General features: G+C 67.8%; 17 protein-coding genes. 10 read left to right on the top strand and 7 right to left on the bottom strand.

From position 1 onward, the window contains the following. Positions 1-44: 44 nt before the first annotated feature. Entirely contained in the window at positions 45-1229 is a 1185-nt protein-coding gene (gene hemW, locus RCP37_RS07595) for a radical SAM family heme chaperone HemW (protein WP_308486301.1), read from the top strand. On the opposite strand, the gene RCP37_RS07600 is transcribed toward hemW, so the two are convergent. After that, on the bottom strand, positions 1226-1495 hold the full coding sequence (locus RCP37_RS07600) for a hypothetical protein (protein ID WP_373693121.1): 270 nt from the start codon (positions 1493-1495) through the stop codon (positions 1226-1228). The two genes, hemW and RCP37_RS07600, sit on opposite strands and share 4 nt — an antisense overlap. A gap of 514 nt (positions 1496-2009) precedes the next feature. Here RCP37_RS07600 and RCP37_RS07605 point away from each other — a divergent pair. The 4 genes from RCP37_RS07605 (at position 2010) to RCP37_RS07620 (ending at position 5275) form a co-directional block, all read left to right on the top strand. Next, positions 2010-3035 (top strand): Rieske (2Fe-2S) protein, encoded by a 1026-nt coding sequence (locus tag RCP37_RS07605; RefSeq protein WP_308486303.1) that lies wholly within the window; start codon positions 2010-2012, stop codon positions 3033-3035. After that, entirely contained in the window at positions 3032-3520 is a 489-nt protein-coding gene (locus RCP37_RS07610; RefSeq protein WP_308486304.1) for a hemerythrin domain-containing protein, read from the top strand. The genes RCP37_RS07605 and RCP37_RS07610 overlap by 4 nt, the downstream gene beginning before the upstream one ends. 68 nt (positions 3521-3588) lie before the next feature. After that, positions 3589-4935, top strand: a complete 1347-nt coding sequence (locus RCP37_RS07615) for a salicylate synthase (RefSeq protein ID WP_308486305.1) — start codon at positions 3589-3591, stop codon at positions 4933-4935. A gap of 70 nt (positions 4936-5005) precedes the next feature. Beyond that, entirely contained in the window at positions 5006-5275 is a 270-nt protein-coding gene (locus RCP37_RS07620; RefSeq protein WP_046283727.1) for a metal-sensitive transcriptional regulator, read from the top strand. Between the two features lie 23 nt (positions 5276-5298). Here RCP37_RS07620 and RCP37_RS07625 read toward each other — a convergent pair whose 3' ends face one another. The 5 genes from RCP37_RS07625 to RCP37_RS07645 form a co-directional block, all read right to left on the bottom strand. Beyond that, positions 5299-6195 carry a MerR family transcriptional regulator gene (locus RCP37_RS07625; RefSeq protein WP_308486306.1) on the bottom strand — a complete coding sequence of 299 codons (897 nt, stop codon included), beginning with the start codon at positions 6193-6195 and terminating at the stop codon, positions 5299-5301. Then, positions 6192-7661 (bottom strand): flavin-containing monooxygenase, encoded by a 1470-nt coding sequence (locus RCP37_RS07630; RefSeq protein WP_308486307.1) that lies wholly within the window; start codon positions 7659-7661, stop codon positions 6192-6194. The genes RCP37_RS07625 and RCP37_RS07630 overlap by 4 nt, the downstream gene beginning before the upstream one ends. A gap of 1 nt (position 7662) precedes the next feature. After that, positions 7663-8583 carry a ferritin-like domain-containing protein gene (locus tag RCP37_RS07635; RefSeq protein WP_308486308.1) on the bottom strand — a complete coding sequence of 307 codons (921 nt, stop codon included), beginning with the start codon at positions 8581-8583 and terminating at the stop codon, positions 7663-7665. 11 nt (positions 8584-8594) lie between these two features. After that, positions 8595-9461 carry an SDR family NAD(P)-dependent oxidoreductase gene (locus RCP37_RS07640; protein WP_308486309.1) on the bottom strand — a complete coding sequence of 289 codons (867 nt, stop codon included), beginning with the start codon at positions 9459-9461 and terminating at the stop codon, positions 8595-8597. A gap of 146 nt (positions 9462-9607) precedes the next feature. Then, positions 9608-10543 (bottom strand): hypothetical protein, encoded by a 936-nt coding sequence (locus tag RCP37_RS07645; RefSeq protein ID WP_308486310.1) that lies wholly within the window; start codon positions 10541-10543, stop codon positions 9608-9610. 125 nt (positions 10544-10668) lie between these two features. Here RCP37_RS07645 and RCP37_RS07650 point away from each other — a divergent pair, with 125 nt between their 5' ends. The 3 genes from RCP37_RS07650 to mbtN are packed head-to-tail and all read left to right on the top strand — an operon-like array spanning position 10669 to position 13741. Then, entirely contained in the window at positions 10669-10977 is a 309-nt protein-coding gene (locus tag RCP37_RS07650) for a mycobactin biosynthesis acyl carrier protein MbtL (RefSeq protein WP_308486983.1), read from the top strand. Continuing rightward, entirely contained in the window at positions 10974-12560 is a 1587-nt protein-coding gene (gene mbtM / locus RCP37_RS07655) for a long-chain-fatty acid--ACP ligase MbtM (RefSeq protein WP_308486311.1), read from the top strand. The genes RCP37_RS07650 and mbtM overlap by 4 nt, the downstream gene beginning before the upstream one ends. A gap of 23 nt (positions 12561-12583) precedes the next feature. After that, complete coding sequence (mbtN, locus tag RCP37_RS07660) at positions 12584-13741, top strand: mycobactin biosynthesis acyl-ACP dehydrogenase MbtN (protein ID WP_308486984.1); 1158 nt, start codon at positions 12584-12586, stop codon at positions 13739-13741. Here mbtN and RCP37_RS07665 read toward each other — a convergent pair. After that, the gene (locus tag RCP37_RS07665) at positions 13702-14331 is read right to left on the bottom strand and encodes a GNAT family N-acetyltransferase (protein ID WP_308486312.1); all 630 of its coding nucleotides are present in this window, start codon (positions 14329-14331) and stop codon (positions 13702-13704) included. The two genes, mbtN and RCP37_RS07665, sit on opposite strands and share 40 nt — an antisense overlap. A 126-nt stretch (positions 14332-14457) precedes the next feature. Here RCP37_RS07665 and RCP37_RS07670 point away from each other — a divergent pair, with 126 nt between their 5' ends. After that, positions 14458-17037 carry an ABC transporter ATP-binding protein/permease gene (locus RCP37_RS07670; protein WP_308486313.1) on the top strand — a complete coding sequence of 860 codons (2580 nt, stop codon included), beginning with the start codon at positions 14458-14460 and terminating at the stop codon, positions 17035-17037. Next, entirely contained in the window at positions 17034-18773 is a 1740-nt protein-coding gene (locus RCP37_RS07675; RefSeq protein WP_308486314.1) for an ABC transporter ATP-binding protein, read from the top strand. Before RCP37_RS07670 ends, RCP37_RS07675 begins: the two co-directional genes overlap by 4 nt. The last annotated feature ends 16 nt before the right edge of the window (positions 18774-18789 follow it).

Consider the following 18789-nt stretch of genomic DNA (forward strand, 5'->3'; position numbering starts at 1 on the left):
CGACGAACAGCGCCGCCCGCGACGCCGTGGGATGATCGGGCCCCATGACCTCGACCCCGACTGCCGTAGCGCTGCCCGACATAGCGCCGGCCCAGCGCGGCCACGAAGGCCCGTTCGGGGTGTATGTGCACGTGCCGTTCTGTTTCACCCGGTGCGGCTACTGCGACTTCAACACCTACACCCCGGCGGAGCTCGGCGGCGCCAACCCCGACGCCTGGGTAGCGGCGCTGGACAAGGAGCTGGAACTGGCCGCCGCTCGGCTGGGGCGCCGGCCGGCTGACACGGTGTTCGTCGGAGGCGGCACGCCGTCGCTGCTGGGCGGCCCGCGGCTGGCGCGCGTGCTCGACCAAGTGCGTAAGCACTTCGGGCTGGCCGACGGCGCCGAGGTCACCACCGAGGCGAACCCCGAGTCGACGTCGCCGGAGTTCTTCGAGACGATCCTGGCCGCCGGCTACACCCGGGTATCGCTGGGCATGCAGTCGGTGTCACCGCGCGTGCTGGCCACCCTGGACCGCATCCATTCGCCGGGCCGGCCGGTGGCGGCGGCCCGCGAGGCGCGTGCCGCCGGCTTCGAGCACCTCAACATCGATCTGATCTACGGCACCCCCGGCGAGACCGATGACGATCTGCTGCGTTCGGTGGACGCCGCGCTCGAGGCGGGTGTGGATCACGTCTCGGCCTACAGCCTGATCGTGGAGGACGGCACCGCGCTGGCCCGCCGGGTGCGCCGTGGGGAGCTGCCCGCTCCCGAGGGCGATGTGGCGGCGCATCGCTACGAGCTGGTCGACGGCCGACTGCGCGCGGCGGGGATGGACTGGTACGAGGTGTCCAACTGGAGCCGGCCCGGGGCAGCCTGCCGGCACAACCTGGGCTACTGGAACGGCGGCCGATGGTGGGGTGCGGGCCCGGGCGCGCACAGCTACGACGGCGCGCTGCGCTGGTGGAACGTCAAGCACCCCAACACCTACGCGCAACTGCTGGAGCGCAACGTCCTGCCGGTGGCCGGCTTCGAAGAGCTCTCCGACGCCGACCGGCACACCGAGGACGTGATGCTGCGGCTGCGGATGCGCGACGGGCTGGCGCTGACGGATCTGGATGCCGAGGAGCGCGAGCGCGCCGCGACCGCGATCGGTGACGGACTGCTGCACATCGACGGTGAGCGGCTGGTGTTGACCGATCGCGGTCGGCTACTGGCCGACGCGGTGGTGCGTTCGCTGCTGGCTGGTTAGCCGCTGAACCAGCCGCGGCCGCCGTCCCAGCTGCCGCAGATGCCGTTGAAGCAGCCGTGGCCGAAACCACCCTGGCCGGGGACAAAACCGCCGCAGCCCTGCCAACCGGCGTCATGGCCACAGCCGCCTCCGCCGCCGTTGCCGTCCGGGCCGCCGGAACCGTGCGGTTGGGCGACCGCGGTCGTGCCTGGTGTGTCCGCCGAGCCGGTCATCAGCATCACGCCTGTCGGGGCGAGCGCGATCGCGGCGGCTGTCGCTACGAACATCGATCCCACGAGTTTGCGAATACTTAGCATGACTCCATAGTCCGCGCGGATGTCGGCGTTGCCAACGGTTGTGTGAGGACTGATACCGAATTGTGAACGCTCGTAATGCATCACTGCAATCGAGTCGTAGGGGCCACCGTCACCGTTCCGGCGGGCGCGCGAAGGGCTAATAGTGAAACCGCAAATGCGGTTTATTGGAGGCCGCCAAGTGTCCGCTATGTTCCGGGAAAAACCGCTGCCAACATACTCACAGCAATCTTGCCTTGACGTTGCAAGGACTGTCATTCAGGCGCCGGGGCGGCACGCAGCGCGGCAGCATATGCAATGGAAAACAACAGCTTTCATGTAGGCGCGAGATGTAGATTCGGCGCAGTTCGCAGCAGCTGTCGGAGGCAACCAGCAATATCGTAATCCGTTACTTGTACGAAAACGTAGATGCGGATACGCTCCGGGTAGTAGCTCCGCAAACGAGTATCAAACAAGGTATGGCTGGGGCAGATGGAGGACCGACGCGATGGCAGTTCAACGGGCGCGAGGCGCCGCGGACCGGGCGCACGGCACCGGGGGGCGAGTGCTGGAGATTGTTGGCCGACAAGAGTGGATGGACCGGCCCAGCTACCGGCTGGAGAACGTGTTGAGCTTCGGGTTCAACGCCTTGGGTGGGGCCCGGGATCGGGTGACCAACTTCTTGAACGGCGTGTGGTTGGGGCACCCGGTGCATCCGCCGTTGGCATCGCTGACCACCGGCGCCATCGGGACCACCGTCGCCCTGGATGCGCTGAGTCTGCTGCCGAGCAAGTCTGCGGCCGAGGTGCTTGACGCGTCGCGATTCGCCCAGCGCGCCCTGGGGCTGGGGATTGCGGCCAACTTGGCCTCCGCGGCCACCGGGGTGACCGACTGGCAGCACACCCACGACAAGGACCGGCGTATCGGGCTGGTGCACGGCGTGCTGAACCTCGTCGCCACGGGTCTGTACATCCAGTCCTGGCGGGACCGGCGCCGTGGGCGGCAGCTGCGGGGCATCGTGACCAGTGCGGTCGGCTACGGCATCACCTCTGCCAGCGGGTTCCTGGGCGGCGCGCTGGTATTCGGCTCAGGAATCGGCGTCGACCAGTCCGGTGACCGGCTGCGCATCGACGACTGGACACCGGTGCTCCCGGAGGCGGAACTTCCGGCCGGCAAGAAACCCAAGCGCATCGACGTCGACGACGTGGCGGTGGTGCTCTGCCGCACCGGCGACAGCGTCTCGGCATTCGCCGGCTTGTGCCCGCACCTGGCCGCGCCGATGGAAGACGGCTGGGTCGACCGTGGCCGGATCGTGTGCCCGTGGCACGGCTCGCAGTTCGACGTGGAAACCGGTGCGGTGCTGCGCGGACCCTCCGCCGCTCCGCTGCCCTGCTACCAAGCGCGGGTGCGCGACGGGATGGTCGAGCTGCGCGATGGCGCGGTGACACCGCTTGGTGAGGGGCGGGTCAAATATCTCGCCCCGCAGACCCTGGAGTGCCCCGCAATCGTGACCGAGAAGGAGATTGTCCAGTGAGCAACGCCTACGACGTGCTGAGGGCCCACCACAACGTGCTGCGCGGCTTGGGCTCCCGGTTCAAGGGCGCCCCGGTTGGGTCGGCCGAGCGGCAGCAGACTCTCGATGAACTGCTGCGGGAGTTCACCATCCACATGCGCATCGAGGACGACATCTATTACCCGGCGCTGGCGGCCGCGAGCAAGCTGATCGCGATCGCACATGCCGAGCATCGGCAGATCTACGACCAGCTCGCGGTGGCGCTGCGGACACCGGCCAGCTCGCCTCGCCATGTCGACGAGTGGAACTCCTTCCTCACCGTCTTGGAGGCCCACGCCGACGAGGAGGAGCGCGACCTGGTGCCCCCTCCGGCGCCGGTCGACCTGTCGGAGACCGAGTTGGAAGAACTGGGCAATCGGATGGCCGCGGAGATGGAGCGGCAGCGCAATTCGAAGTTCGAGCAGCTACATGTCAAGGCGCGAACAGCGCTGCTGAAGGCTTTCTAAAACGCTACCGACGGGTTTCGTGGGGCGAGGCGCACGTCACTGGGTAGGTTAGGCTACATTTACTAACCGTGTCCGAGGTCGGTGTCGAAACAGTCTCCGAAGCTGCGACGTCGGTGCTGTTGCCGCCGGGCGTCGAGCCGGCTGATCTGGCTGCCGCGCTGGCCGCTGAGCTGCCGGAGCATGACGGTCAGGAATACCTGCTCTACGAGCGTGGCGGACGTTGGACCCTGGCCGCCGGCGTGCGGGCCGCCGTCGAGCTGGACAGCGACGAGCTGCGCACGGTCCGCGACGGGGTGGTTCGTCGCGAACATTGGCGGGGCCGGCCGGCCGCAGTGCTCGGCGAGGCGGTGGACCGGTTGTTGCTTGAGGCCACTGAGGTATTCGGCTGGGTGGCTTTCGAATTCGGCGCCTACCGTTTCGGGCTGCAGGAACGGTTAGCGCCGGGTACCGCGCTGGCGCGGGTGTTCTGGCCGCAGACCCGCATTGTGGTCACTGCCGAAAAGGTCGAGCTGTTCGGGCACAGCGACCGGGCAGTCGCGGTGTTGGAGCGGCTGTTGGCCGACGGGGTTCCTGCGCTGGCCGAGCCGTCGCCGGTGGTGGTCGACGGTGACGGCGCCGGCTATCGCGATCGGGTGGCGACCGCGGTCGAGGAGATCCGCGCCGGCGACTACCGCAAGGTGATCCTGTCGCGCTGCGTCGACGTGCCGTTCGCGCTGGATTTCCCTTCGACCTACCGACTGGGCCGGCGGCACAACACTCCGGCTCGGTCATTCTTGTTGCGGCTGGGCGGGATTCGGGCGCTCGGATACAGCCCGGAGCTGGTCGCCGAGGTGCGCGACGACGGCGTGGTGGTCACCGAGCCGCTGGCCGGGACGCGTGCCCGCACGGGCGATCCCGCGATCGACGCGGTGGTTCGAGCCGAGCTCGAATCCGATGCCAAGGAGATCGTGGAGCACGCGATCTCGGTCCGCACCTCGGTGGACGAGATCACCGAGGTCGCCGAGCCCGGCAGTACCGTCGTCGCCGACTTCATGACCGTGCGCGAGCGGGGGAGCGTGCAGCACCTGGGGTCGACGGTGCGCGGGCGGCTGGATCCCGCGCGGGACCGGATGGATGCCCTGGAAGCGCTGTTCCCCGCGGTCACCGCGTCAGGGATCCCCAAATCGGCCGGAATCGACGCAATCCTGCGGCTCGACGAGTGCCCGCGAGGCCTGTACTCCGGTGCGGTGGTGATGTTCTCGGCCGACGGTGGCCTCGACGCCGCGTTGACACTGCGGGCGGCCTACCAGGGGGACGGGCGCTGCTGGTTGCGAGCCGGGGCGGGCGTCATCGCCGAGTCGCGGCCCGAGCGGGAATTCGAGGAGACCTGCGAGAAGCTAGCCACTCTGGCGCCATATTTGATCGCCCAACGCTGAACCCGCAGCCCTGCTCGCCCGGTAAGATACCCTATAGGGTATAACAGGCGGATCGGGGAGAGGACCTCACGTGCTTGATGACGAAGACAGCGTCAAGTCGGTTTTGAACCGGCTGCGCCGTGCCCACGGCCAGCTCGCCGGGGTGATCGCGATGATCGAGGGCGGCCGCGACTGCAAGGACGTGGTCACCCAGCTTGCTGCGGTCTCGCGGGCGCTGGACCGGGCGGGCTTCAAGATCGTCGCGAGTGGGCTTCGCGAGTGCCTGGCAGGTGAATCCGCCGGCGGCAAGGCGCCGCTCACCGAGGACGAACTCGAGAAGCTGTTTCTCGCGCTGGCCTAGCGGCGTCCGTATGCGCCAGAGGATCAGTGCAGCAGCGATTCGGTGAGCAGGCCGCTGACCATCGACTCGATGGTCGATTCGATCGACGAGGCCAAGGTGGCGGTCACGGATGCGACGGCCTGGGTGCGGAACCGCACCAACATGCCGATCAGCTCGGCGATCTCGGTGTCGGCCGGCAGGGGTGCGCCGGGCTGAATCCGGGTCAGGACGTGCTCGGCGCCGGCTCGCACCAGCATCTGGCTGATCGCGTCGATGTGCGGCAATGACTGCTCGTAGAGGTCGATCAGCTTGTCGATGGCGATGCCGTAGCCGCGGACCTCGTTGAAGGCATCGATCAGCTTGGGCCGGGTAATGGTGGCCAGCGCGTCGGCCTCATTGAGGCGGATCACCCCGAGCGCCACCAGCCTCCGCATCGCCGGCGCGTCGCCGATGCGCCGCTCGGCCTCCGCGCGTGGCATGGTCTCGGGCCGTTCGGTGGTCCAGCTACCGGCGATTGCGCTTTCCAGTCCCAGGATGTCGCCGAGGTCCTTGCCCTGCTCCCAGGCGCCGATCATCTCTTTGACGTGCGCGATGGTGTAGCCGCGGTCGAGCATCGAGGTGATCAGTCGCAGCCGGGTCAGGTGGGTGTCGTTGTACAACGCGATCCGCCCGACCCGGCGCGGCGGTGGGAGCAGATCGCGGTCCCGGTACACCCGCACGTTGCGGGTGGTGGTGCCGCCCAGTCGGGCCAGGTCGTCGATCCGGTACTCCCGGGATGCCGTGTTGCCGCCCGGGTGGCGCACCACGATCTCGAAGAGCTGGGTCACCGCGGCCTCGATCACCTCGCGGGACTCGCGCCGCACCCGGCGGGGGACCCGCCGCAGATTCGCCAGCACCCCGGCGATGGAGTCGGGCCTGGCGGAGCGATCCGGTGCGGTCATGCCACCGCGTGGTAGTCGGCGAGGCGGAAACTGCGCATCTGCCGAAGATACTGCGTTGCGAACCCGGGGTACATCGACGCGTTGAAACCGTCCTCGGTCAGATACCAGCTGCGACAGCCTGACATCCAGGTCGTCTTGCCCAGCCGCCGCTGAATCTGCTCGTTGTGGCGGCGTTGCACCGCGTCACGCACGTCCAGGTAGCGCAGGCTTCCCCTGCGGATCGCGCCGACAGCACGCACCACGTAGTCGATCTGGCCTTCGACGTAGACCAGCAGTGAATTGTGGCCTGGCCCGGAGTTGGGACCGGTCATGAAGAACAGGTTCGGGTAGCCGTGGGCCTGAATGCTCTTGAAGGCCTGACCGCCGCCGCTCCAGTCGCTGGCTAGGGATCGGCCGCCCAGTCCGATGACCGGAAACGGCGGGCCGGTCAGGTGCACGTCGTAGCCGGTCGCGAACACGATGGCGTCCAGGTGATGTTCCACGCCGTCGCTGGTGCGGATGCCCGACGGGCTGAGTGTCGCGATCGGCCAGGAGATCAGCTTGCAGTTGTCGCGCTGCAGCGCCGGGTAGTAGTCGCTGGAGATCAGCATGCGCTTGCAGCCAGGGGTGAAGTCCGGGGTGAGTTGGCGACGCAACCACGGATCCTCGACCGCCGCGCGCAGGTGGGCTTTGCCCAGTTGAGCGACCAGTCCGCTGAGGGGGGTGTTCCACACCAGTGCGGTGGCGCTGGCCTCGTGCCCCCAGAACAGGGCCTGGCGGGCAAGCTGTTGGGCAGCAGGGACTTTGGCGAACAATTCCTGCACCGCGGTCGGCATGGCCGTGTCCAGGCGGGGTATCACCCAGCCCGGGGTGCGTTGAAAGACCTTGACGAAGCCAGCCTGTTCGACCAACTCCGGGATGATCTGTACCGCGCTGGCGCCGGTGCCGATGACCGCGACCCGTTTGCCGGTGAAGTCGTAGTCGGGATCCCATCGGGCGCTGTGGATCTTGTGGCCGGTGTAGCTCTCCAGGCCGCGCAGGGCCGGGAAGCTGGAGTCCGGTAGCGGCCCGGAGGCCAACACCACGGTGCGGGCCCGAAACTTCGTGCGCCCCGCCGACACCGTCCAGACACCGGCACCCGCATCGAACACCAGCCCGGTGACCTCGGTGCCGAACCGGATGCGGCGGCGCAGGTCGAACCGGTCGACCATCTCCTCGATATGCGCACAGATCTCGCCGGCCGAAGGGTACGCCCGTGACCAGGCGGGGTTGGCGACGAAGGAGAACGAATACAGCAGCGACGGAATGTCGCACGCCGCACCGGGATAACGGGTGTCGCGCCAGGTGCCGCCGACCCGGTCGCTGCGCTCGAGAATGATGATCTCGTCGTCGCCGGCCAGGCCTGCTTCGGCCAGCTTGATCGCCGCGCCGATTCCGCTGAAACCGGCGCCCACGATCAGTGTCTGGTAGATAGGTGCACCTGCCACGTCAGGCCGCCGGTTCGTGGGTGAGCTCTTTGAACCAGCTCGGGATGGGCTTGAGTAGGCGCTTGGGGTAGAAGCCGGACAGCCACACCGCCGGGTTGGCCAGCAGGTGATACGGGCTGTCCGGGTTGGCCATCCAGCCTGAATAGCGCTTGATTACTTGGTAGGCGGGCACCCGCCGGGTGTGTTCGCCGCGCTCGCCGAATTGCGTGAAGCGCATGAGTGCCGAGTACAGCCGCTGGGGATCGAGCCCCATGCCGATCACTTCGTTGCGGATCCGGTTGAGCAGCGGGACCGAGATCAGCGCACCGACGATCAGTGAGGGGGAGGCGACGGTACCGACGAACTCGATCGCCAGCCGGCGCGCGTCGGCGTGGCCGATCATCTCCAGAACCTCGAAATCGACGGCGATGTGGCGGGATTCGTCGTTGTTGATCTTCTCGAACACCTGATGACAGACCGGGTCGTCGACCTCGTCGAGCAGGAATTTGAGCAACGCTCCGTCGAGTGCGACTTCTAGCATCGGGATCACCGTGCCCAGTACGGACAGCGGGAGGTCGTCGGAGTAGTCGTCGAGCCATTGCATCGCCAACCGGATATTGACGTTGGGCTCGGGCATCTCGCCGTCTTCGAGCATGCCCCAGCGCTTCATCAGCGCCAGCTCGGCGTTGGCGTGGCGTTGCTCCTCGGCGTGGAAATAGCGGTAGATCTCGGCAAGTGTCGCGGTAGGTGCCTTGCGTGCCATGGCCGCGAAGCCACGGGCGCCGATGTTCTCGATCCAGCACAGGTCTGCCATGAACTTCTTGAGCTGGGGCACCATGTCGGGGCGGATCAGCTCGGCTCCCGGTGCGTCCCAGTCGAAATCGGCCAGCGCCCACTGCCGATCCTTGATCTTGGTGAGCATGACGTCCATGTCGAGAGCCATCGTGATCTCCTTTAGTCGGACCTACCTGGCAATGCCGCACTGGCACGGAACGCCAGTCCGATGGTTCGGGTGAATGTCTCCGGCGCGAAACGTTTGATGTTCCAACCGATCTTGGCGTCCAGCTGAGGCATGCAGTACAGGCCGCCGCGGTCATGGGTGTCCAGGCAGTCGCGGGCGACCCGCTCGGCGGAGAGCCCGGTCCAGCGCATCAACAGGTTCGCGGCTTCGCCGGATTGGGCGGTGATCCGGCCGGATTCGACGATGTTGGTCTTGACGAACGTCGGGCACAGCACGGTGACACCGATACCGGTACCGGACAACTCGGCCGCCAGGGTCTCCGACAGTGACAGGACGCCGGCCTTGCTGACGTTGTAGGCGGCCATGTCCGGTGCGGCGCCGAACGATGCGGCGGAGGCGACGTTGATGATGCCGCGGGGCTGACGGGGTTGCTCGGGGCCCGCATCTCGCAGGAGCGGAGTGAAGACGTGGCAGCCGTGGATCGGGCCCCACAGGTTGATGCCCAGCGTCCAGTTCCAGTCGTCCAGCGCCATCTCGCCGATCGGCTGCCCGCCGGCGCCGACGCCGGCGTTGTTGATCACCAGGGTGGGGGCGTGGCCGAACCAGGACTGCGCGGCCTCGGCCAGCGCGGTGACCTCGTCGATCGCGGAGACGTCGCAGTGCACGGCGGTGGCGCGGCCGCCCGAGCCTGTGATGGCCTCGACGGTGCGCTGGGCAGCGTCATCGTCGATGTCGCTGCAGACCACGGCGCTGCCGCGGCGGGCGAGTTCGATGGCGAAGGCGGCTCCGATGCCACTTCCGGCGCCGGTGACGACGGCGGAGGCCCCATGGCTCCGTCTGGGCGATCGGCCAAGGATCATGTGACTGAGTCAACAGTCAATGGTGCCATTAGTCAATGGCAATGTTTTGAGCCGGGTCCGGGACCGATGGGACCCGAACCCGGCTCTGGTGCCGCGCGAGCGCTGGGGTCTCCAGCGCTCGCGCGAGACGGGTGGTGCGGTACTGCTTAGTTGAACAGGCTGTCGAGCCAACCGAAGTCGAGCAGGCTGGCAGCGGCAGCTGCGTCGCCGGGGTCGACGTCCACCTCGGGCACCGGGATGGTGGAGGTCAACGCGTCGGCGATCTTGCTCGGCAGGAAGTCCAGGAAGTAGGAGAAGGTGCCCTGCGGGGTGAGCAGGCCCCACCACCGGGCGCCGATGTCCTCACCGGTCTCCGAGTCCCACGGCTGGTAGCCGTTGAGCAGTGCATCGAACGGGTCCTGCGCCACGTGGGCTTCTCCGCCGATGGGTCCGCCGGTCAGGCCTTCCGTCAAGGCGAATTGGAAGCCGGTGATCGGTTCGAACAGGTACTTGAAGGAGGTCTTCCAGAAGTTGAAGTCGCCGAAGACTTCCTGCACGGCCGCCCAAACGTTCGTCATGTCGGCGCCGATGCCGAACACGCCGGGCACGAACTCGCCGGTGCCACGCACGGTGTGGTCGAAGAGCGGCTGGAAGATGCCGTTCATGTTGTACAGGATGTCGTTGTTGATCGCGTTCCAGGCGCTGAGGGTGTCGCCCTGCTGGAGGAACTCAGTGACCTGCGGGATCAGGTTCTCCAGGCCGATGACCCGGCCGCCGCCGGACCACATGATCTCGAGGCCATCCAGCACGCCCTGGAAGCTGTTGCTGGCGGTCTCGCCGTAGTAGCTGCCCAGCTCACCGAGGGCGGTGAAGACCGGGTTCGGGCCCGTGAGCAGGTCCATGATGTTGTCGAGGTTCTCGCCGGTGGTGGCGGTGAGCTCGACCGCGGGCTGGTGGGCGGCCGCACTGATCATCGGGGCGACCGGGTTGACGGCGATCACGCCGGCGCCGGCCAGGGCGACACCCGCGGCCAGCAGGCCCGTGGCGCGGGTGTTAAAGGCGGTGCCGCGGTCGGTCGAACCGGCGGCCATGGCGAGCTGCATTGCTTCTCCTTATCGTGACCTCATCTGAAATGAGGTTTCTGTCTATGTAGAACGCGGGCTAACGTTAACCACAAGAGCAAACATCAGGCAAGCCTTGCCTTACTCTAAGTGTCGCGAGTCACAAGATAGGGCAAGCTAACCTTAGTTCGCAGTTTGGTGTAGCGTCCCTGGGCATGAGCGCTTCCTCTCCCGATGCCATCAACGCCGCGCTGCGTGAGATCTTGCGAGATGACCTGCAGGTCGATCTCAACCGTGTGACGCCGGAGTCGCGGCTGGTGGACGACGTGGGCCTCGATTCGGTGGCTTTCGCCATCGGCATGGTCGCCATTGAGGATCGGCTGGGTGTAGCGCTGTCTGAGGAAGACCTGTTGAACTGCGACACGGTCGGCGACCTTGAGGCCGCCATCCGGGCGAAAGCCCCCGCCGACGCGTGAGCGTGCTGGCCGGCGCCCTGACCCGGGCGATGACCGGGTCGGAACACGACCTGGTGGTCTTCGACCCCGAGGCCGGAGCATGGAATCGCCACCCGTGGCAGCAGGTGCACGCCCGGGCCGAAAGCGTGGCCGCCCGGATTCTGGACGGCGATGACGGCGGGGCCGTCGGGCTGGTCGGTGAGCCGACCGCGGATCTGATCGCCGCCATTCAGGGCGCCTGGCTGGCCGGCCGCAGCATCTCGATCCTGCCCGGACCGGTCCGCGGCGCTGACCCCCAGCACTGGGCACAGGCGACGCTGGATCGTTTCCACGGCATCGGGGTCGGCACCGTCCTGAGCCATGGATCGGTGTTGGACCTGCTGCGCGCCGAGGAGACCGGTCGCCCTCTGGCGGTGACTGATGTTGCCGCGGCCGCCGGCACCGGTCGCTCGGTCAATCCGGTCACTGCGGACACCGATGTGCCCGCGGTATTGCAGGGCACCGCCGGGTCCACCGGCACCCCGCGTACCGCCCAGCTGTCACCGGCCGCGGTGCTGGCGAACGTCTCCGGCTTGAGCAAGCACGTCGGGGTCGATCCGGCCAACGACGTCGGCTGCAGCTGGCTGCCGCTGTATCACGACATGGGGCTGACCTTCCTGCTCAGCGCTGCGCTGACCGGGTCGGAACAATGGTTGGCACCCACCGCGGCGTTCGCCGCCTCGCCGTTTCGGTGGCTGAGCTGGCTGCACGACAGCCGGGCCACCATGACCGCCGCACCCAACTTCGCCTACAGCGTGATCGGCAAATACGCCCGCCGCGTCCCCGAAGTCGACCTGGGCCGGCTGCGGGTCGCCATCAACGGGGGCGAACCGGTCGACTGCGCGGGGTTGGAGCGTTTCGTCACCGAACTCGGCAAGTTCGGCCTCGCCCCCGGTGCTCTCATGCCGTCGTACGGTCTGGCTGAAGCCACCTGCGCAGTGACCGCGCCACGGCCTGGCACCGGCCTGCAGTACGACGAAATCATCGGTGCGGCAGGCGAAGACGATCAGGCCGTGCGCAGGCATGCGGTGCTCGGTGAGCCGATTCCGGGGATGCAGGTCCGCATCAGTCCGGTGGACGAGCGCCACGACGAGCTGCCGCAACGCGAGGTCGGTGAGATCGAGATCCGTGGAACCTCGATGATGTCGGGCTACCTCGGCCAGCCGGCGCTGGACCCGGACGGCTGGTTTGCCACCGGCGACCTCGGCTACTTCACCGACGCCGGCCTGGTGGTCTGTGGCCGGGCCAAGGAGATCATCTCGATCGCCGGACGCAATGTGTTTCCCACCGAGATCGAGCGGGTCGCCGCGGAGGTGCGCGGGGTCCGTGAGGGCGCGGTGGTGGCGGTCGGCACGGACGGAATCCGCCCGGGACTGGTGATCGCCGCGGAGTTCCGCGGCCGTGACGAGGCCGGCGCGCGTGCCGACCTGATCTCCCGGGTGGCGTCCCAGTGCGGGGTGGTGCCCGCAGACGTGGTGTTCCTGGCGCCGGGATCGCTGCCCCGGACGTCGTCGGGGAAGCTGCGGCGGCTCGAGGTCAAACGCAACATGGAGGTTATGAAGTGACTCAGGTGATTGCGGAGTCGGATATCTCGGATATCGATGCCTACCGCGGCTTGCTCAACGAGGTGTTCGACCAGCAGGTCGTGGACTGGACGGCCGAAGCCGAGGACAGCGGGCGCTTTCCCCGCAAGCTGATCGAGCACCTCGGTCGGGCGGGCGTCTTCACGCAGAAATGGGCGGGAGCGCAGCCCACCGATGTGGCCAAACTCCTGGAGTTGGCCTACGCGCTGGGGCGGCTCGGGTCTGCCGGCATCGGAGTCGGTGTGAGCCTGCAGGATTCGTCGATCTCGATTCTGCACCGCTTCGGCCGGTCCGACTATCTGAAGGACATCTGCCAGCGGGCCATTCGCGGCGAGGCGGTGCTGTGCATCGGCGCGTCGGAGGAGTCCGGGGGATCGGATCTCCAGCGCGTGCAGACCGAAGCCCGTTCCGTGCGCGACGGTTTCGAGGTGCGTGGCCGCAAGAAGTTCGTGTCGCTGTCGCCGATCTCCGACCACATCCTGGTGCTGGCACGCAGCATGGACCACGACGAGAACAGTCGGCACGGCAACGTCATGATGATCGCGGTGCCGACCGACCAGGTGCAGGTGCACGAGCCGTTCAGCAAGGTCGGGGCGGGCCCGCTGGACACCGCCCCGGTCGACATCGACACCTGGGTGCCCGCCGACGCCCTGATCGCTCGATCGGGCACCGGGCTGGCCGCCATCTCCTGGGGCCTGGCACATGAGCGCATGTCGATCGCCGGACAGGTCGCCTCGTCAACCCAGAAAATTCTCGGCATCACCCACGCGCGGATGATGCACCGCACCCAGTTCGGTGCCAACCTGTTCGAGCATCAGGCGCTGCGACTGCGCATGGCCGACATGCAGGCGCGCGTCGACCTGCTTCGTCACGGGCTCAACGGATTTGCGGCCGGGGGCAAACTCGATCTGCGGACCTCGGCGGCGATGAAGGTCACCGCGGCGCGCCTGGGCGAGGAGGTGATCGCCGAGTGCATGCACATCTTCGGCGGGACCGGCTACCTGGTCGACGAGACGCCGCTGGGGCGCTGGTGGCGGGACATGAAGCTGGCCCGGGTGGGTGGCGGCACCGACGAGGTGCTCTGGGAATTGGTGGCAGCCGGGATGCGCCCCGACTACGACGGCTATGCCGAGCTGTTCGACAGCGGGTCGTCGTCGGGGTAGCGCAGCACCGCGTACAGCGCCATCTTGCGATAACCCATGTCGTGTTCGCCGAGGAAGACGCCGCCGACATATTCGGCCAGCCGGCGCATGGCCGTGTTGCGGTACTCGGGTTCGAACATCATCCGCCGGCACTGCGGCTCGAGCTCGAAGACGTATTTCATGATGCGCGGCAACAGGATTGCCGCGAACCCACGATTGACCACCGTGGTGTCGGCGACGGCGGCGTGAATGCCCAGATCATGCGGGTCGGCCGCGTAGTACTTGGCGATGGAATCCTTTGCCGCCCGGTAGATCTCGATATAGCCGCCGTCTTGTCCATTCCGGCTGACGATCAACGGCCGCGAATAGCTGCCGGTGACCTGGGCGGACAGATAGGCGTGCCAGCGCTCCGGCGGCCAGGCGGACTCCCAGGTCTGCGCCAGATGGGGCCGGTTCATCCACTCGGAGATCATCTCCGCGTCGGCGTCCGGGTCGGCCACCCGGATCTCGTACGGCTCGGCCAGCACCGGGATCGGGGGCGGCGGGACGCGGCGGACCTCGTCGGATAGGTCTGTCAGCTCGCGGTGCAGGATGGTTGCGGCGTCAGTCATAACGAGCAGTGAGCCTACCCGAGCATCTATTCGAGCAAGTGAGGGTAGGGTAACCTAGGTTCGACTTGGGGGCGGGGCGCCGAGCCCGACTCCGCGGGGTGGGCCACCGTTGGCGAAAGGACCGTGATGGCGCGCGGCTTGCAGGGTGCGATTCTGCGGGGCTTCGGTGCTCGAGACCACACCGTGACGGTGCTCGAGACCAGTTGGATCGCTCCACATTGCATCCGAGTCTGGATGCAATCAGCCACACTGTTCACTGACGCGGCCGTCGAACCCAGTGCCTGGCTGCGGTTCTGGTTCCCGGACCCGGACGGATCGGACACCGAATTCCAGCGCGCCTACACGATCGCCGAGGGCGACGCCGAGAGCGGACGCTTCGCGGTCGACATGGTGCTGCACGAACCGGCCGGGCCGGCCACCCGCTGGGCCCGCACCGTGGAACCCGGAGCCACTATCTCGGCGATGTCACTGATGGGCTCGTCGCGCTTCGAGGTGCCCGACGCCGACGCGCAGCCCGCCGGCTACCTATTAATGGGGGACTCGGCGTCGATTCCGGGAATCAACGGAATCATCGGCACCGTCGCGCCCGACGTTCCGATCGAGCTCTACCTCGAACAGCACGACGACGACGATCTGCTGATCCCGCTGCGTGAGCACCCCCGCCTGCGGGTGCACTGGGTGCCCCGCAGCGACGCGGGCTCGCTGGCCGCGGCGATCGAGGCCCGGGACTGGTCGGATTGGTATGCCTGGGCCACCCCGGAAGCCGCGACGCTCAAGGCGCTGCGGACCCGGCTGCGCGACGAGTTCGGTTTTCCCAAATCCGAGATTCACGCGCAGGCCTACTGGACCGCCGGACGTGCCATGGGTACCCAGCGTGAGCCGGAGCCTGCGCCGTTGACTGTGCCGGCCCCCGACACAAGTGCCAGTGCAGAGCCTGGCGAGCCCAGCGTCAACGCGAAGGGGGCGTGGCGTGCGCAGGCCGCGGGCCGGCTGCTCGGTCCGCTGCGGGTGCCGCTGATCATCTCCGGTGTCCTGCAGGCCCTGATCACGCTGCTGCAGTTGGCCCCGTTCGTGCTGCTGGTGGAGCTGGCCCGGCTGTTGGTCACCGGCGCCGACGAGTCACGGCTCTGGACGGTCGGAATCGCCGCGCTCTCCTTGCTGGGCTTGGGCACCTTGCTGGGGGCGGGGCTGACGTTGTGGCTGCACGTCATCGACGCCCGCTTCGCCAGCGCGCTGCGTACTCGGCTGCTGAGCAAGCTGTCGCGGCTGCCGCTGGGCTGGTTCACCGCCCGCGGATCCGGCTCGATCAAGCAACTGGTCGCCGACGACACCTTGTCGCTGCACTATCTGGTCACCCACGCCATCCCCGACGCTGTCGCCGCCGTCGTGGCACCGGTCGCGGTGCTGGTCTACCTGTTCGTGGTGGACTGGCGGGTGGCACTGGTGCTGTTCGTGCCGGTGCTGGTCTACATGGTGCTGATGTCGGTGATGATGACCCAGTCGGGCCCCAAGATCAGTCAGGCGCAACGCTGGGCCGAGCGGATGAACGGCGAAGCCGGCACCTATTTGGAGGGTCAGCCGGTGATCCGGGTGTTCGGCGGGGCCGCCGCCTCCACCTTCCGCCGCCGCCTCGACGAGTACATCAATTTTCTCGTGGACTGGCAGCGGCCCTTCATCGGCAAGAAGACGCTGATGGATCTGGTCACCCGCCCGTCGACCTTCCTGTGGCTGATCATGCTGACCGGCACCCCGCTGGTCATTTCCGGCCGAATGAACCCGGTGAACCTGCTGCCGTTCGTGTTGCTGGGCACCACCTTCGGTGCCCGCCTGCTGGGCATCGGCCTGGGGGTCGGCGGTATTCGCGGCGGCATGCTGGCGGCCCGGCGGCTACAGATCGCGCTGGACGAATCCGAACTCGCCGTCGAGCAGCATGATTCAGCATCGGCAGAGGAGCCCGGGACGGTGCGCTTTGAGGCAGTCACCTTCGGCTATCGCCCGGGTGTCCCGGTGATCCGCGACGTGTCGCTGACGCTGCGGCCGGGCACGGTGACCGCACTGGTCGGCCCGTCAGGATCGGGCAAGTCGACCCTGGCCGCGCTGCTGGCACGGTTCCACGACATCGAGTCCGGATCGATATCGATTGACGGACAAGACATCCGGTCGCTGACCGCCGATGAGCTGTATCGGCGGGTGGGATTCGTCCTGCAGGAAACCCAGCTGGTGCACGCCAGCGTGCGCGACAACATCGCGCTGGCAGTGCCGGATGCCAGCGACGAGCAGGTGCAGGCCGCCGCCCGTGAAGCCCAGATCCATGACCGGATCCTGCGGCTGCCCGACGGCTACGACACCGTGCTCGGTGCCGCCGCGGCGCTTTCGGGCGGGGAGCGGCAGCGGCTGACCATCGCCCGCGCCATCCTCGCCGACACACCCGTGCTCATCCTGGACGAGGCCACCGCGTTCGCCGATCCCGAATCGGAATACCTGGTGCAGCAAGCGCTGAACCGGTTGACCCGGGATCGCACCGTGCTGGTGATCGCCCACCGGCTGCACACGATCACCGGCGCCGATCAGATCGTCGTGCTCGACCACGGCAGCATCGTCGAACAAGGTAGCCACGATCAGTTGCTGGCCGCGCAGGGCCGCTACCTGCAGTTGTGGGAGACCGGCCGCGCCGCGGTCACCGTCGGTGCGGAGGCGAGCCGATGATCCGCACCCTGATCCAGCTGATCCCGCATGACCGTCGCGGCCGGATGTTCGGCTACGCCGCGCTGACGCTGCTGTCGGTGGCGGTGCGGGCGGCGGGCACCGTGCTGCTGGTTCCGCTGGTGAGCGCGCTGTTCTCCGAGAACCCGCGTCAGGCGGTGGCCTGGCTGGGTTGGCTGACGGTAGCGACCGTCGCGGGTTGGCTGATCGACTTCGCATGCGCCCGAATCGGATTCGACTTGGGCTTCGCCGTCCTCGACCACACCCAACACGACGTGGCCGACCGGCTGCCCGGCGTCCGGCTGGGCTGGCTCACCGCGGAGAACACCGCCGACGCGCGACAGGCGATCGCTGCCACCGGCCCCGAACTGGTAAGCCTGGTGGTCAACCTGCTGACCCCACTGATCAGCGCGATCCTGCTGCCGCCGGCGATCGCACTGGCCCTGCTCGGGGTGTCCTGGCAGCTGGGCGTCGCCGCCCTGGGCGGGGTACCGCTGCTGCTGGGGGCGCTGTGGGCATCCAACCGGCTCAGCGCCCGCGCGGACGCCGCGGCCGGCGACGCCAACACCGCTCTGACGGAACGAATCATCGAGTTCGCCCGCACCCAGCAGGCGCTGCGCGCGGCGCGGCGCGTGGAACCCGAACGCAGCACCGTCGGGCAGGCGCTGAGCGCCCAGCACGGCGCGGCGATGCGGCTGTTGCTCATGCAGATTCCGGGGCAACTGCTGTTCAGCCTGGCCAGCCAGGGCGCGCTGATCCTGCTGGCCGGCAGCACCACCGCGCTGACCGTGACCGGCACGCTCAGCGTTCCCGAGGCCATCGCGTTGATCGTGGTGGCGGCGCGCTACCTGGAACCGTTCACCGTCATCAGCGAGCTGGCGCCGGCACTGGAGTCGACGCGGGCCTCCCTCGAGCGGATTCGCGCGGTGCTCACCGCGCCCGAGGTGACGGTCGGCCCCGGCCGCGCCCCCGAGGACGCCGGCGCCACGCGCATCGAGTTCGACGACGTCACGTTCGGCTACGACTCGGCGGGCGCCCCGGTGCTCGACGGAGTCAGCTTTTCCCTGCAGGCCGGCACCACCACCGCCATCGTCGGACCGTCCGGTTCGGGCAAGAGCACCATCTTGTCCCTGATCGCCGGACTGCACGAGCCCACCGGTGGGCGGGTGTTGCTTGACGGGGTGGACGCCACCGAGCTGGACGCCACGTCACGGCGGGCCGCCACCAGCGTGGTGTTCCAGCATCCGTACCTACTCGACGGCACGATCCGCGACAACATCCTGGTCGGAAACCCCGACGCCGATCAGGAAACCTTCCAGCGGGCCACCGAACTGGCTCGTGTCGACGAGCTGGTCGCCCGACTGCCCGACGGCACCGACACCAGGGTGGGAGAAGCCGGCGCGGCACTGTCCGGCGGTGAGCGCCAACGGGTCAGCATCGCCCGGGCGCTGCTCAAACCCGCACCGGTGCTGCTGGTCGACGAGGCGACCAGCGCGCTGGACACCGAGAATGAGGCCGCGATCGTCGCCGCGCTGAGTTCCGAACTGCGCCCGCGCACCAGGGTGATCGTCGCGCACCGGCTGGCCAGCATCTCCCAGGCCGACCGAGTGCTGTTCATCGACGACGGCCGGGTCATCGAGGACGGGACGATCGACGAATTGCGGGCGGCCGGTGGACGTTTCGACGAGTTCTGGCGACAGCAAAACGATGCCGCCGGATGGCAGATCCACGCCGGCTAGCGACTCGCGATCGATT

The organism is Mycolicibacter sp. MU0102 (assembly GCF_963378105.1).
Lineage (GTDB): Bacteria > Actinomycetota > Actinomycetes > Mycobacteriales > Mycobacteriaceae > Mycobacterium > Mycobacterium holstebronense.